The organism is Enterobacter sp. RCC_40 (genome assembly GCF_041360735.1).
Lineage (GTDB): Bacteria > Pseudomonadota > Gammaproteobacteria > Enterobacterales > Enterobacteriaceae > Enterobacter > Enterobacter ludwigii.
The window spans coordinates 17,923-32,577 of record NZ_JBFUPR010000011.1 but is presented as its reverse complement, the minus strand read 5'-3'; the positions used below and the strand labels follow the sequence as shown (position 1 = coordinate 32,577).

Below are 14,655 nucleotides of genomic sequence, written 5' to 3'. Positions count from 1 at the left end.
ATGCGCGTTTGGTTATGGTTTGCACATTTTGCCGCTTATTCCTCCACTTTCTGCGAGGTAGCGCGGCGGCCCAGACCAAAAAGCTTATACGCCGCGGTCACCGCCGCCAGGAAGATCATCCCGACAAACAGCGACATGCGCGTATCTTCATTAAAGTACATTCCGATTAATACGCAAACCAGGAACGCCATCGTCAAATAGTTGGCGTACGGGAACAGAATGGAACGGAACGGATGGCTGGCGATGGCCTTTTTATGTGCCTGGCGGAAACGCAGCTGGCTAATCAGGATAACAAACCAGGGAACCATGCCTGGCAGCACGCTGGCGCTGTAGACATAAACGAACACGCGCTGCGGATTCGGGATGATGTAGTTCAGGCAGGAGCCAATCAGCAGGATCACAATCGACACCGCCACACCCGCAACCGGTACGCCCGCACGCGAAACTTTCGCCATTGCCGCTGGCAGCTGATTGTTTCTGGACAGCGCGTAGAGCATACGTCCGCAGCTGTACATCCCGCTGTTGCAGCCTGACAACGCCGCCGTCAGAACCACAAAGTTAATGATGCCTGCCGCCGCCGTGATACCAATCTTCGCGAAGGTCAAGACAAACGGGCTACCGGTCGTGCCAATTTCATTCCACGGGAAGATGGTTACGATAACGAAGATCGCCCCCACATAGAAAATCAGGATACGCCACAGCACCTTGCCTACGGCGCTTCGCAGCGTAACCTGCGGGTTTTTCGCCTCACCCGCGGTAATACCGATAAGCTCGACCCCCTGATAAGAGGCCACAACGATACACAGTGCCGTCAGGAAGCCCTTCCAGCCGCCCGCAAAGAAGCCGCCGTTTTCGGTCAGGTTACCAAAGCCAATGGCGTGCCCGCCGTTGCCAAAGCCGAAGAAGATAACGCCCAGCCCGACCACAATCATCACGATGATGGTAGTGACTTTGATCATCGCAAACCAGAATTCGATTTCACCATAAAGACGAACGGCAGCAAGGTTTGCCAGTGCCACCAGCCCCACGGCAATCAGCGCCGGTATCCACTGGATCATGTCCGGGAACCAGAACTGTACATAGACCCCTATCGCCGTGATTTCAGAAATGCCGACCGCCATCCACATAAACCAGTATGACCATGCCGTCAGGTAGCCAAAGAACGGGCTCATATATCGGTGCGCGTAAACGGCGAAGGAGCCCGTGACGGGCTCCATGAAAAGCATTTCGCCCATCGAACGCATGATGAAGAAAACGAACAATCCCGCAATGATATAAGCCAGCAAGACCGAAGGTCCTGCCCATTTGAGCGTGCTTGCGGAGCCCATAAACAGGCCCACGCCGATAGTGCCGCCCAGCGCTATCAGTTCAATATGACGAGCCTCCAGCCCACGCTGTAGCTCCGGTTTTTTCTCTGCCATAGATCCTCGATTGTGTTTGCTGTTTCCCGACTTCAGGCCAGGTATTGTTTTTTAGGGGTACTAAAATACGGGGCGAATGGTTTCTTAAAATGCGGCAAATGGCAAACGATGCATAAAAAAAATGAATGCATTGCACAGATTCGCAGCAGTTTTGCAGGGGAGTTGCAGCGCGAACAGCATATCGCGCTACATTTTGATTACATTTTCCCGGTGTAGTGCCAGGTAAGGTAGCGAAGCAGACGGATCTGTCGTGTAATCCGCGTCGGCTGAGATAGCAGGCGGTACAGCCACTCCAGCCCCAGGTTTTGCCAGACTTTGGGCGCGCGCTTAACATGGCCGGTAAAGACGTCATACGTTCCGCCGACGCCCATATAAAGGGCATCCGGACACACCTGACGGCAGTCACGCATCAGGATCTCCTGGCGTGGGGAGCCCATCGCCACGGTGATGATTTTCGCTCCACTGTCGCGAACGCGTTCAAACAGCGCCTGTCGGGCCTCTGGTTTGAAGTAGCCATCCTGGCTGCCCACGATGTTAACATTCCATTGACTGCGCAACTTCGCTTCGGTCTGCGCCAGCACCTCCGGCTTACCGCCAATCAGGAATACCGGCGTGCCTTCCGCCCCTGCGCGTGCCATCAGTTGCTCCCAGAGATCGGCCCCTGCCACGCGAGATACATTAGCGCCAGGATACTTTTTGCGGATTGAACGCACCACGCTGATACCGTCGGCATATTTAAATTCAGCCGCTTCTATCAGGCTTCTCACTTCGGCGTTGTCTTCCACCGCCAGCATCTTTTCCGCATTGATGGCGACCAGCGTGCCGGATTTCATCTGACCACCAGCGAACAGAAAATCCAGCGCGTGTTGCATATCACGCCAGCCAATAAGCTGCAGACCGCGCAGCGTATAGCGCGGTGCAGAAGTTTTATCCGTCATGACTTTCCCTACTCACACTTGCGACAGCGTTGTGCTGCCCTGCGGCTCGCGCTTATGCACAAGCCCTGCACTGTCAAACAGCCAGTACAACAGTTTGGCCAGTAACAGGCAGATGCCAAAAACGACCATGAAGAAAACCACGCGCGACACGAATGAATCCAGCCCTTCTCGCGCCAGAACGATCATATTGAAAATGGCACCAAAGCAGAAACTGTGCAAAATAGCCGCCTTATAGCGGTTTGTTTCTTCGTTGCCGCGCACGTAGAGCCAGTCAAACCACTTGATGATCAGCCCCACCACCACCGCCCCCGGCAGGATAAACCAGCTTCCCCCCATCACCACCAGCGAGCCAATCAACGTAGGTGAGATCGCAAGGCCTGAGTGGTTGTTCAGCACTTCCCAGGTAAAATAGTTTGCCGTGTTGAGTACGACGCCGGGACGGTCTGGCCACAGCCAGGTTGGGATAAAGACATAAAAGTCGCGCACAATAGGCGCAAGGCCCTGGAAATCGATTTTGTCGTAGTTTTGCAGCAACAACGCCAGGTTTTCCCACGGCGAGAAGGTGTCGCGCGTGAGATAGAGGAATGTGTAAAACGCCTCGTCACCGGCTACGTTGAGCCCGTAGCGCTTCAGGGCAAGCCAGAACATACCAACAATGCCAAACACCCCAGCAGCCACCAGCATCCATAAAGAGATCCACCCGCGGATGATGCCGATAAACAGGAAGATTGCGAAAGCGATGATGATGTTTGCACGCGTCCCTCCCACAATCATGTAGGTCAGGAAACCGAAGGCGACGGTACTCACCAGGAAAAACAGCCAGGCTTTGCTGTCCTGACGCAGGAAAAAGATCACCAGCATCGCCGGAATGAAGAAGTAGAAGAAGCGCTTAAGCGCCACGCCCGACACTTCGGCAGAAAAAATCTGGCTGTAGGACTGGAGCTTGAACAGCAGAAAACCATTATGCATGAAGAAGATACCCACGCTTACCAGCGCGATCGTCATCAGCATCACCCACGTCAGGTGCGTCTCCACCCGGTTCATGGTGAAGAGCGCCCGGCGCGGCGCGGTGGATTGCGCTGAACGCAGGCGCGTTTTATAGGTGGCGTAGTAGACGGCGTAGAAGCAGGTCGCTGCCAGGATCGCCTGAAGCAGGATCTCGGGCGGGGCAACGCTCACGTCAAACCGGAAGACCAGAATGCTGGTCAGCGGGAATCCGAAAAAGAAGGTCAGAAGAAACAGTAACGAGAAGAAGACGTTAAAGTTAAAACGCACCCGGCGAAACTCGAACCAGGTGAGCGTGGCGATGAATAAAGTGCTCAGAAGCCAAACGATCAGTAAGCCGCTGAATTGCAACTGGCTCATGCTTTGTCTCCTGCAGCGATACGCAGCGCGCGGTGCCACGGCGTGAGGTAGTTCGGGCTAAAGAAGTCGATGGCACTTTTGTCCACCAGCGCCAGTTGTCTCTGCGCTTCGCGGACCACCTCTTCGTTAAGCACATCGGAAGTAAACAGCACCGGCAGATGCTGTTCCGCCATGTCCTGCCAGAACGGGTTTTCGCGATTGAGTACGCAGGGCACACCCGCCTGAATCAGCAGACACAGCGTGCCAATTCCTTGCTGACGGGCAAAGATGAAATAGCCCAGATCGCACCGACGCAGCAGCGCAAGATACTCATCAAATTCCAGCTTATCGTGGAGAATGTGCACATTCGCGGCGCTAAATAACGCGAGTGCCTGCTGGCGGACCTCATCGATATAGGCATCGTTATTGGCCGGATACCCCATCGGCACAATCACATTGACGGTGTCGCCAAACTGCTGATGTACCGCCCTGAGCGCGGCAAGATGTTCATTGCTGCGATCGCCTGAATTACCCACCAGAATCGTCAGTTTACCCTCGCGCGGCGTATCATTCGCCATGTTGTTCAGCGCCGGGTTCATTCGGGTCGGGAAATAGAGTAGCTCACCGCGTACGTCAGGGTGGCGTTTAGCAAAATAATTGAGATCGCCACGGGTCGCGAAAACGCATCCCACACGCCCCTGCGCCATGCGCCGCAACGGATAGAAAAGACGGAATTTCCAGCCGCTGGAGACTTCGTAAAGATCGGCTCCCCAGATATGCCAGCTGCACTGCGAAGGTTTGATCCCCCCGCTCAGGAGCGCCAGCCACAGGCCGGTATTAAACTGCCCATGGAAAAAGAAACGTTGCTCACGATCCGCTTTGGCTTTGGCAACAACCGCCTTCGCCAGCGCAGCCTTGTCCGGCCAGAAAGAGAGAGTCAGCGCCGGACACGCCACGCTCAGGCCATTATCCTGACCGGCAACCATAAACTCACGAGCGTCGGGATCCCCCGATGCCAGTTCATCATTGAAGAACCGTAACACGGTCTGGTTATGGTGTGGGATATCCGATCCCAGTATGTGAATCAGTGCAGTCATGCGCGTTTACGCCAAAGTAAAAATACGCCGCAACAGGCAGCGAAATAAACGATATAGGTTGCCATATAGGCCTGAGCCGCCCCCAGCGCACCGTGTGCCGGGATCAACCAGTGTGAGAATGCGGTCAGTAATGCAAACTGGCTGATTTCCGCCAGGATATACAACCGTAGCGAGGCTTTCGCAATCACCAGATAACCAAAAACGTAAGCCCCCACTTTCAGTACGTCGCCCACCAGTTGCCAGGCAAACAGATCGCGCATGGCGGTAAACTTCGCGGAGAAGAGCAGCCAGATGGCGACATCGCGCAATAGCCATACGGTTAAACTGGCTGCCGCAACGGCGGGAAGGACAAACCGCAGTGAGCGGGAAATTTCGCGCGTGATATCCTGCCTGGAGGTCAGGCGCGATAAGGTTGGCAGCAAATAGACGCTAAAGGAAGCCGTTATAAATTGGAGGTAGGCATCGGAAATACTGCTCACCCCTTGCCAAATCCCAACTTCGTCCCAGCTGTAATGCGCCGCCAGCAGGTTTCGCATCATCACGTAGGCGACAGGGAGCGTGACGGAGGTGATGAGCGCCATCAGGGTAAATTTTCCCAGCTGGCTTGCCAGCACCTTGTCCCATTGAGGTTTCAGGTAACTCAACGGAATGGTGCCCCGACGCATTAGCATGAACGCCGCCGGAACGACCACTAAAGCCGGTACCAGCGCCAGCCCCAGCAACGCGCCTTCATAGCCGCCCAGCCGATAGCAAAAATAGTAGGCAATCACGCCGATGACGCTGCCGAGGATTAACGCCAGTGCGTTCCCGGCCGCATCACGAAAACCTTTCATCAGCGCCAGCAGCAGGTTAGCCCAGGCAATGCCCAGCTGAACCAGCGCGACCAGACGAACCAGCCCCTGATAATGGGTGTGACCAAATAACCCCTGGCTTATGGGTGCCGCTGCCAGCAGGAAAATAACCGCCATCAGGGTCGAAAAGCCGGTGACCATCGCCGAGGATGTACCGACAACACGGCGAAGCTGGGCCGCATCATCATGGTACTGCGCAACGTATTTCGTGACGCCGTTGAAAATCCCTGCGCCGGCCAGTACCCCAAGGACGGTCACAAGCTGACGGAAATTCCCCGCCAGCCCGACGCCTGAAGGGCCGAATGAGACGGCCAGCAGCTTGACGACCAGTAGCCCGGCGCCAATTTTGACAAGTGTGGACGCGGCGGTCCACACCGATGCTTTTGCCAGAGACATATCAGCCGAAATAACTCAGAAGGGTGTTAATCACCGTACGCTGGTTAACAGGCGCGAGGTTGTAGAACAGTGGCAAACGAAGCAAACGCTCACTTTCTTTCGTGGTGTAGCGATCTTCACCCGCGAAGACCCCAAATGCCTCTCCTGCCGGGCTGGAGTGCAGCGGGATATAGTGGAACACCGCCAGAATTTCGGCTTCTTTTAGCCAGGCAATCAACTTGCTGCGATCGTCGTTATCGCGCAGTTTGATATAGAACATATGGGCATTATGGACGCAATCAGCCGGAAGGGTCGGCAGCTCTATTCGCCCGGCTTGTGCCAGCGGTTGCAGCGCGTCGTAATAAGTTTGCCACAGGGACAGGCGCTGAAGATTAATACGGTCCGCTGCCTCCAGCTGCGCCCACAGGTATGCCGCCTGCAGATCGGCCATCAGATAGCTTGAGCCAATATCGCGCCAGGTATATTTGTCTACTTGCCCCCGGAAGAACTGGCTGCGGTTGGTGCCTTTTTCACGGATCACTTCCGCGCGCTCGACCAGCGCACGGTCGTTAATCAGCGTCGCACCACCTTCGCCACCGGCGGTATAGTTTTTGGTTTCGTGGAAGCTAAAGCAGCCGATATGGCCGATCGTTCCCAGCGCTCGACCTTTATAGGTCGACATCACGCCCTGAGCGGCATCTTCAACCACGAACAGGTCATGTTTTTTGGCGATCGCCATGATGGTGTCCATCTCACACGCCACACCCGCGTAGTGAACCGGCACAATCGCGCGCGTTTTGTCCGTGATTGCCGCTTCAATCAGCGTCTCATCAATGTTCATGGTATCCGGGCGAATATCCACAAAGACGATTTTCGCACCACGCAGGACAAAGGCATTCGCTGTAGAGACGAAGGTGTAGCTCGGCATGATCACTTCATCGCCCGGCTGGATATCCAGCAGCAACGCCGCCATTTCCAGCGATGCGGTACAGGACGGGGTCAGCAGGACTTTAGCGCTGTGAAACCGCTGCTCCATCCACTGCTGGCAGCGACGGGTAAAACCACCGTCACCACAGAGTTTGCCGCTGCCCATAGCAGACTGCATATAGTCGAGTTCAGTGCCCACGACGGGTGGTGCGTTAAATGGAATCATCTTGTCACCTGTATAACCAGTAAGCGGTGGCGTCGATGTTGGCACCACTCGCGATATAACGTTTAAGCGCGGCGGTGTTGCCCATCTGGGTTGCCACCCGCAGAGTCAAAAGCTGTTGCTGCTGCGCCCAGTGAAGCGCCGCCTGCATGAGTTTTTCGCCCATGCCGCGCCCGGCTAATAAACCAATACGCCCCTCGTTCGCGTTGAGCTTACGAAGCGAGACAAATCCCTCAATCTGGCCGTCTGCAGTGCGAAACACCAGGCACACATGGTCAAAGGTGCCTTTTACCGCGTTCTCTACCCACTGGGCGTAGAAACGCCCACTGTCGTCCGGTGCATACCACGGTGCGCGAAAACGGCTCCGGGCAAACGCCTGCGCCGCCATCTGACGCAGCGCGGGGATATCCTGCTCCGTTGCCACTTCCGCACCGGGCGAATCATGACGGACGAGCGTAATGGACAGATCAACCTCGCCTTCAACCAGCTGAAAACCATGTTGCTGGAGCGCATCGAGCAGATCGGCACGGTCTGCGGGGATCCTGGCCTGTACCCGCGGCCAGGCGGTGAAGTCGGCGTCAGTCAGAACCGGCGCATCGTCGCGCAGGCGCACGATGGCTGATGGCAGACCAAAAAAGGCACTCTCCCACTCAAGGGACTCGAGAACCCCCTTCAGGTGGCTCAACGCCAGACACCTTTCGTATCAACCACATACTGTTGGCGTACGGCATCACCGGACGTCGCTTTAAATTCTTTATGATCCACCAGCAGCACCAGCACATCCGCCGTCGCCAGCGCCTCATCCAGCGCGGTCAACGTACAGTGGCCCGCCAGTTTTGCCGGCAGTTCATGAATATTAGGTTCAACCACCAGCGTTTCGCCGGTGTGCCAGCCAGCGATCATCTCTGCAATCTCCATCGCCGGGCTTTCGCGTAAGTCGTCAATATTCGGTTTGAATGCCAGACCAAAGCAGGCAATTTTCAGCTCACTGGCGCGTTTGCCGCTCTCAGCCAGACAGTCCGCTACGGTGGCTTTCACCTGACTGAGCACCCAGTGTGGCTTGCTGTCATTCACTTCACGCGCGGTGCGGATCAGGCGGGCCTGCGCCGGGTTTTGCGCCACAATAAACCACGGGTCGACAGCGATACAGTGACCGCCCACGCCCGGGCCAGGCTGGAGGATATTCACGCGCGGATGGCGATTCGCCAGGCTAATCAACTCCCAGACGTTAATCCCCTGATCGGCGCAAATCAGCGACAGTTCATTCGCGAAGGCGATATTCACGTCCCGGAAACTGTTTTCCGTGAGCTTGCACATTTCGGCGGTGCGGGAGTTGGTCACCACGCACTCGCCTTCAAGGAAAATCTTGTAAAGCGCGCTGGCGCGTGCAGAACAGACTGGCGTCATGCCGCCGATCACGCGATCGTTTTTAATCAGCTCTACCATCACCTGACCTGGCAGCACGCGCTCAGGGCAGTAAGCAATATTGATATCAGCCTCCTCGCCCGCCTGCTGCGGGAAGCGTAAGTCAGGTCGGGCTTGCGCCAGCCACTGCGCCATCTGTTCGGTAGCACCGACGGGCGAAGTGGACTCCAGGATCACCAGAGCCCCTTTTTTCAGGACCGGTGCAATCGATTTTGCCGCCGCTTCGACGTAAGCCATGTCGGGCTCATGGTCGCCTTTAAAGGGGGTTGGCACCGCAATAAGATATGCATCCGCCTCGACCGGCGTCGTGCTGGCACGCAGGAATCCGCCATCAACCGCCTCTTTCACCACGCGGTCGAGATCGGGCTCCACGATATGAATTTCGCCACGGTTAATGGTTTCCACCGCACGCGCGTTGATATCCACGCCCACAACCTGTTTTTGACGGGAGGCAAACGCTGCCGCGGTGGGCAAGCCAATGTAGCCAAGACCAATGACAGAGATGGTAGTAAAACTCATAGCGATACCCGATTGTGTTTAAGTGCATGCAAAATACGGCCACAAGCCTGCCCATCACCATACGGGTTATGGGCCCGGCTCATCGCCTGATACTCTTCGTCGTCGTGAAGCAGGCGCGTCACCTCTTCGACGATCAGCTGTGCATTGGTGCCGACCAGACGTACCGTGCCCGCTTTCACCGCTTCCGGGCGTTCAGTCGTTTCACGCATGACCAGCACAGGCTTGCCGAGAGATGGCGCCTCTTCCTGAATACCACCGGAATCGGTCAGGATCAGCCAGGCGTGGTTCATCAGCCAGACAAACGGCAAGTAGTCCTGCGGTTCAATCAGCAGGACGTTTTCTATATGCCCAAGGATACGGTTGACCGGCTCGCTGACGTTAGGATTAAGGTGCACCGGGTAGACAATCTGCACATCCTGATTCTGCGCGGCGATTTCTGCCAGGGCATGACAGATTTGCTCAAAACCGCGTCCAAAGCTCTCGCGACGGTGGCCAGTGACCAGAATGGTTTTTTTGCCATTGTTCAGGAAGGGGTAGCGTGCAGCGAGTTCTTTCTGAAGCTCGTTGTTTGACAGCACGCGGTCACGAACCCAAATCAGGGCATCAATCACCGTATTCCCGGTGACAAAGATTTTGTTGTCGGCAATATTTTCACGCAGCAGGTTCTGTCGTGAGTTTTCGGTGGGCGCAAAATGGTACATCGCCAGATGGCCGGTGAGTGTGCGGTTGGCCTCTTCGGGCCACGGCGAATAAAGGTTGCCGGTGCGCAGACCCGCCTCAACATGGCCGACTGGAATTCGCTGGTAAAACGCAGCCAGGCTGGTTGCCACCGTGGTGGTGGTATCGCCATGCACCAGAACCACGTCAGGTTTGAAGGACTCCAGAATAGGCTTGAGCTCTTGCAGAATACGGCAGGTTATCTCCGTTAACCCCTGCCCCGGTTTCATAATATTGAGATCGTAATCCGGGACGATAGAAAAGAGAGTTAAGACCTGATCGAGCATCTCACGGTGTTGGGCAGTGACGCACACTTTCGCTTCAATATCAGGATCACTGGCCAGCGCATGAACCAGAGGTGCCATCTTAATGGCCTCCGGCCTGGTGCCAAATACGGTAAGTACTTTCACATCGATTCTCTTCGATTAAACGATGAAGGCCGCAGCCTTCATCGTAGACGGCGTTCTTAGTTAGTGCGACGACGCGTTAACGCCACGCCTGCGCCAGTCAGTGCACCCACAATCCCCCACATGATCATCAGGAATGCGCGGCGCGGACTATCGCGTTTTACAGGTTCTTCAGGCGTTCGCAAATAACGATAGGTCTGAAAACGCGGGTCCATTGTTGGACCGACATTCAGGGTGTTCAGCATCGCGCGGTTTTGATCGTAGTCGAGGTCAAAATCAGGGCCAACGGCCTGGAGGTTTTCCAGTCGAGCCTGCAGCATTGGGCGCCCGAGAAGGAACATTTCTGAATCAGGCAGTTCATCTGCCGGCACGTCCGTCTCGGTGCGGGAAATATTGTGCTGTTCGGCAATTTTCAGCGCCTGCTCAATATTGTGTACACGGCGGGCGAAGATGGCTTTAGCCACCTCTTCCTGACGTTTAACCTGCGCTTTCATCTGGATAGTACGGGCAGCCCAGGCACCTTTCAGCTCTTCATTAAGGTGGCTTGCCGCACGCTGGCTGGCAAAGGCAACGTACTGGCGCAACAGGTTATTGGCATCCGGCGCGGTTTCGGCAATCAGCTTGACGCTGTCGTTGACGTTACGCAGCGCATCTCCCGGCATAAACTGAATGTTGTTAATCATGTCATCCAGCAGCGCGGCATCGGCTTTACTGTTGCCCACCATCCGTTGCTTGTAATAATCCGTCTGGCTCCAGAAATCACGGCGCGTATCCCAGGAAGCCAGCTGCATCACAAACTCTTTATAGGCCTCATCCATGACGGAAGCCTGATCTGGGGTGGCCAGATTGGCTTTGATATCCAGGTTACGCAGGAACTGCTGCTGGGAATAGAACCCCCCGAGCATATTAACCGTTGGTTTATCAGTGATTGCCGTAGCGCTCCACTCTTGTTTTGCAAAGAAGGTGTATGCGAGCGCGAGGAGCGCGAATCCTAATGCGATGCCTATTATCCAAAGCTTGCCTGCCCATAGAACGCGAAACAAGCCACGGATATCCAGCTCATTCTCGGTCATCTCTGATTTTGCTCCCGCCAACGGTTGAGTCATCACAGTCCCATTTTATTTAGTTAAAGTTGGATTGTTGTCACTATCTCGACGCATCCTGCGTTTTATACGCTTAATGAAACGCGCTACTTTCCAGGCGCGTTTAATACAATAGCCGTAGAGGGAGAATGCTAGCAAGAACAGTACCAACATTACCCATTCGGGGATAAATTGGGCATATTCCGCCGCAACCCCAATTCCCGCCAGAATAGCAGCCGCCAGCGTAATCAGAACAAAGGCCTGACGGGAAGTGAAACCCGCTCGCATAATCAAATGGTGGATATGCTGACGGTCGGCCGAAAAAGGACTCATCCCTTTGCGCAGGCGACGATACATAATCGCCACCATGTCCATAAGGGGAATAGCGATGATCCATAATGCCGTCACTGGGCTAATGGGGTGTGTTTTACCTTGGGTGGTTTCGAGCAAGATCCAAATGATGGTAAAGCCTATAAACGTGCTACCCGCATCGCCCATAAAGACTTTATAGCGACGGCCCAAAACGCCTAGATTCAAAAGGATGTATGGGAGAATGGCGGCGATCATGGCAAAACACCACATCGCGAGGCTGTATTGACCATCAAACCATAAAATGATCCCAATAGCTGCAAACGAAACACACGATAAGCCACCTAGCAGACCATCAATTCCATCTACCATATTAAACGCGTTTATCGCGACCCATACGGCAAAGAGGGTCAGGAAGTAGCCAAATGGCCCGAGAAGCATTTCCCACGAACCAAAAATGTACCCCAGGCTACTTAGATGAAGTTTTGCCACGGCCATCATAGCAATGCCGACTGCAGCCTGAACGAAAGCGCGAATTTTTACGCTTATATCATAGCGATCATCAAGTGCCCCTACGAAAACCAGTACGGTGGCGCAGATTAGATACAATCTGGCATGGGGAATGTAGTAATCGGCGATAGCGAAAGTGAAACAGATACCTGCAAAGACGGAGATGCCACCCACCAGTGGGATCATACCCTGATGGCGCTTACGGAAGTTGGGTTTATCCACTAAGCCCAGATATTTTGCTACCTTGCGTGCAAGAAACAAAAAGCAAGTGGTAAACAAAAAAATACTGGTTAGTTCAGTAAACGTATCGAGTAGGTTCACAATGGATGTTCTCAACAAATGTCAGGCAACGAAGTATAACCATGTTGGCGCCAAGCCAGAAGGCATAAAGCATACCTCTTGCAACCCCATTTGTTTATTATTCAGGCTATTAATATTTTTAACTGTGCGAATTATCTTATTGTCGCACTGACTGGTCTGAAATGGGAGTCTGCATTAATAGCGTATAAGCCATAAAAGAAAAACGCCACGTAAAAACGTGGCGCTTGCTGGCTTTATTTGCGTTACGAGCGTTTCATCATATCGAAGAAATCGTCGTTAGTTTTGGTCATCGCCAGTTTGTTAATGAGGAACTCCATTGCGTCGATTTCACCCATTGGATGGATGATTTTGCGCAGGATCCACATTTTCTGCAGCTCTTCCTGGGTGGTGAGCAGCTCTTCTTTACGGGTACCGGAACGGTTATAGTCGATAGCCGGGAAGACGCGTTTCTCAGCAATTTTACGAGAGAGGTGCAGTTCCATGTTACCTGTACCTTTAAACTCTTCGTAAATAACTTCGTCCATTTTGGAACCCGTATCGATCAGCGCCGTAGCGATGATGGTCAGGCTGCCGCCCTCTTCCACGTTACGTGCCGCACCGAAGAAGCGCTTTGGACGATGCAGGGCGTTAGCGTCCACACCCCCCGTCAGCACTTTACCGGAAGCCGGAACGACGGTGTTGTAGGCACGCGCCAGACGGGTGATGGAGTCGAGCAGGATGATCACGTCTTTCTTGTGTTCAACCAGCCGTTTCGCCTTCTCGATAACCATTTCCGCAACCTGAACGTGGCGAGATGCGGGTTCGTCAAAGGTAGAAGCAACCACTTCACCTTTAACCAGACGCTGCATCTCGGTCACTTCTTCCGGACGTTCGTCAATCAGCAGTACCATCAGTACGCAGTCTGGGTGGTTATAAGCGATGCTCTGCGCGATATTCTGCAGCAGCATGGTTTTACCCGCTTTTGGCGGTGCGACGATCAGACCACGCTGGCCACGACCGATTGGCGATGCCAGATCCAGGACGCGAGCGGTTAAATCTTCAGTTGAGCCGTTACCACGCTCCATGCGCAGGCGAGAGTTCGCGTGCAGCGGCGTTAAGTTCTCAAACAGGATCTTATTACGGGAGTTTTCCGGTTTGTCGAAGTTAACTTCATTCACTTTCAACAGCGCAAAGTAGCGTTCACCCTCTTTTGGAGGACGAATCTTACCTGAAATGGTGTCACCAGTGCGGAGGTTGAAACGGCGGATTTGGCTAGGGGATACGTAGATGTCGTCAGGGCCGGCGAGGTAGGAGCTGTCTGCAGAGCGGAGGAAACCAAATCCGTCTTGCAATATCTCCAGCACACCGTCGCCAAAGATATCTTCGCCACTCTTAGCGTGCTGCTTCAGGATGGCGAAAATGATGTCCTGCTTGCGCATACGAGCCTGGTTTTCCAGCCCCATATTTTCGCCGAGAGTGATCAGCTCAGAAACCGGCGTATTCTTTAATTCGGTAAGATTCATAATGGTGTGGGTTCTTAAACTCGGGGTGATACTCGAACTTAATGTTGTGAATGGTATGGCAGGGTCATCCATGCCTGTTTAGCGGCCATCAACTCATGTCTGTTCGCTGTCTGGTCACAGGGAAAAAACGCAGAACTGAAACGACAAGACGGATTGAGTGACAAGCCCGGAATTTAGCAACTTCACGCACTGTTTGTGTCAACAACGGGAAGTATCGGGTAAAACAAGATTCAAACAACAAGATATGTTTAAAACGAAGTCATAGCTAACTTAGCACGACTTCAGCCGGGCGTCCAGAGTTCCACATAATTTAGGCGCTCTGGACGCGCAGCGGAGAAACCTTACGCCAGGTTAGCGTCGAGGAACTCTTTCAGTTGACCTTTGGACAGTGCGCCCACTTTGGTCGCTGCCACTTCGCCGTTTTTGAACAGCAGCAGGGTCGGAATGCCACGGATACCGTATTTTGGTGCGGTGCCCGGGTTCTGGTCGATGTTCAGCTTGGCAACGGTCAGTTTGCCCTGATATTCGTCAGCGATCTCATCCAGAATCGGGGCGATCATTTTGCAAGGACCACACCATTCAGCCCAGAAATCAACGAGTGTCAGCCCGTCAGCCTTAAGTACGTCCGTGTCAAAACTGTCGTCAGTCAGGTGAATAATTTTATCGCTCATATATAACTCCACAGGA

At 54.1% G+C, this 14,655-nt stretch carries 13 protein-coding genes; all 13 read right to left on the bottom strand.

The window, feature by feature from the left end; genetic code table 11:
* Positions 1–35 precede the first annotated feature (35 nt).
* The gene (locus AB6731_RS22100) at positions 36–1,421 is read right to left on the bottom strand and encodes an amino acid permease (RefSeq protein ID WP_371006804.1); all 1,386 of its coding nucleotides are present in this window, start codon (positions 1,419–1,421) and stop codon (positions 36–38) included.
* A gap of 197 nt (positions 1,422–1,618) precedes the next feature.
* Positions 1,619–2,359, bottom strand: coding sequence for a lipopolysaccharide N-acetylmannosaminouronosyltransferase (gene wecG, locus AB6731_RS22095; RefSeq protein WP_020882887.1), 741 nt, complete (start codon positions 2,357–2,359; stop codon positions 1,619–1,621).
* 12 nt (positions 2,360–2,371) lie between these two features.
* Positions 2,372–3,724 (bottom strand): ECA oligosaccharide polymerase, encoded by a 1,353-nt coding sequence (gene wzyE, locus AB6731_RS22090; protein ID WP_020882888.1) that lies wholly within the window; start codon positions 3,722–3,724, stop codon positions 2,372–2,374.
* Positions 3,721–4,800 (bottom strand): TDP-N-acetylfucosamine:lipid II N-acetylfucosaminyltransferase, encoded by a 1,080-nt coding sequence (locus tag AB6731_RS22085; RefSeq protein ID WP_121339086.1) that lies wholly within the window; start codon positions 4,798–4,800, stop codon positions 3,721–3,723. The genes wzyE and AB6731_RS22085 overlap by 4 nt, the downstream gene beginning before the upstream one ends.
* A complete protein-coding gene (wzxE, locus tag AB6731_RS22080; RefSeq protein ID WP_014172149.1) occupies positions 4,797–6,047 on the bottom strand; it encodes a lipid III flippase WzxE in 1,251 nt (416 codons plus the stop codon). The genes AB6731_RS22085 and wzxE overlap by 4 nt, the downstream gene beginning before the upstream one ends.
* A gap of 1 nt (position 6,048) precedes the next feature.
* Entirely contained in the window at positions 6,049–7,179 is a 1,131-nt protein-coding gene (gene rffA / locus AB6731_RS22075; protein WP_020882890.1) for a dTDP-4-amino-4,6-dideoxygalactose transaminase, read from the bottom strand.
* Between the two features lie 4 nt (positions 7,180–7,183).
* Positions 7,184–7,861 carry a dTDP-4-amino-4,6-dideoxy-D-galactose acyltransferase gene (rffC, locus tag AB6731_RS22070; RefSeq protein ID WP_342865112.1) on the bottom strand — a complete coding sequence of 226 codons (678 nt, stop codon included), beginning with the start codon at positions 7,859–7,861 and terminating at the stop codon, positions 7,184–7,186.
* Positions 7,858–9,120 (bottom strand): UDP-N-acetyl-D-mannosamine dehydrogenase, encoded by a 1,263-nt coding sequence (wecC, locus tag AB6731_RS22065; protein ID WP_050737768.1) that lies wholly within the window; start codon positions 9,118–9,120, stop codon positions 7,858–7,860. The genes rffC and wecC overlap by 4 nt, the downstream gene beginning before the upstream one ends.
* Positions 9,117–10,247, bottom strand: a complete 1,131-nt coding sequence (gene wecB / locus AB6731_RS22060) for a non-hydrolyzing UDP-N-acetylglucosamine 2-epimerase (RefSeq protein WP_371006801.1) — start codon at positions 10,245–10,247, stop codon at positions 9,117–9,119. The genes wecC and wecB overlap by 4 nt, the downstream gene beginning before the upstream one ends.
* Before the next feature lie 56 nt (positions 10,248–10,303).
* Positions 10,304–11,350, bottom strand: coding sequence for an ECA polysaccharide chain length modulation protein (gene wzzE / locus AB6731_RS22055; protein WP_153853099.1), 1,047 nt, complete (start codon positions 11,348–11,350; stop codon positions 10,304–10,306).
* Between the two features lie 12 nt (positions 11,351–11,362).
* Positions 11,363–12,466, bottom strand: coding sequence for a UDP-N-acetylglucosamine--undecaprenyl-phosphate N-acetylglucosaminephosphotransferase (gene wecA / locus AB6731_RS22050; RefSeq protein WP_044859368.1), 1,104 nt, complete (start codon positions 12,464–12,466; stop codon positions 11,363–11,365).
* A gap of 242 nt (positions 12,467–12,708) precedes the next feature.
* Positions 12,709–13,968 (bottom strand): transcription termination factor Rho, encoded by a 1,260-nt coding sequence (gene rho, locus AB6731_RS22045; protein WP_008501566.1) that lies wholly within the window; start codon positions 13,966–13,968, stop codon positions 12,709–12,711.
* Between the two features lie 341 nt (positions 13,969–14,309).
* Positions 14,310–14,639, bottom strand: a complete 330-nt coding sequence (gene trxA, locus AB6731_RS22040) for a thioredoxin TrxA (RefSeq protein ID WP_004386384.1) — start codon at positions 14,637–14,639, stop codon at positions 14,310–14,312.
* Positions 14,640–14,655 lie beyond the last annotated feature (16 nt).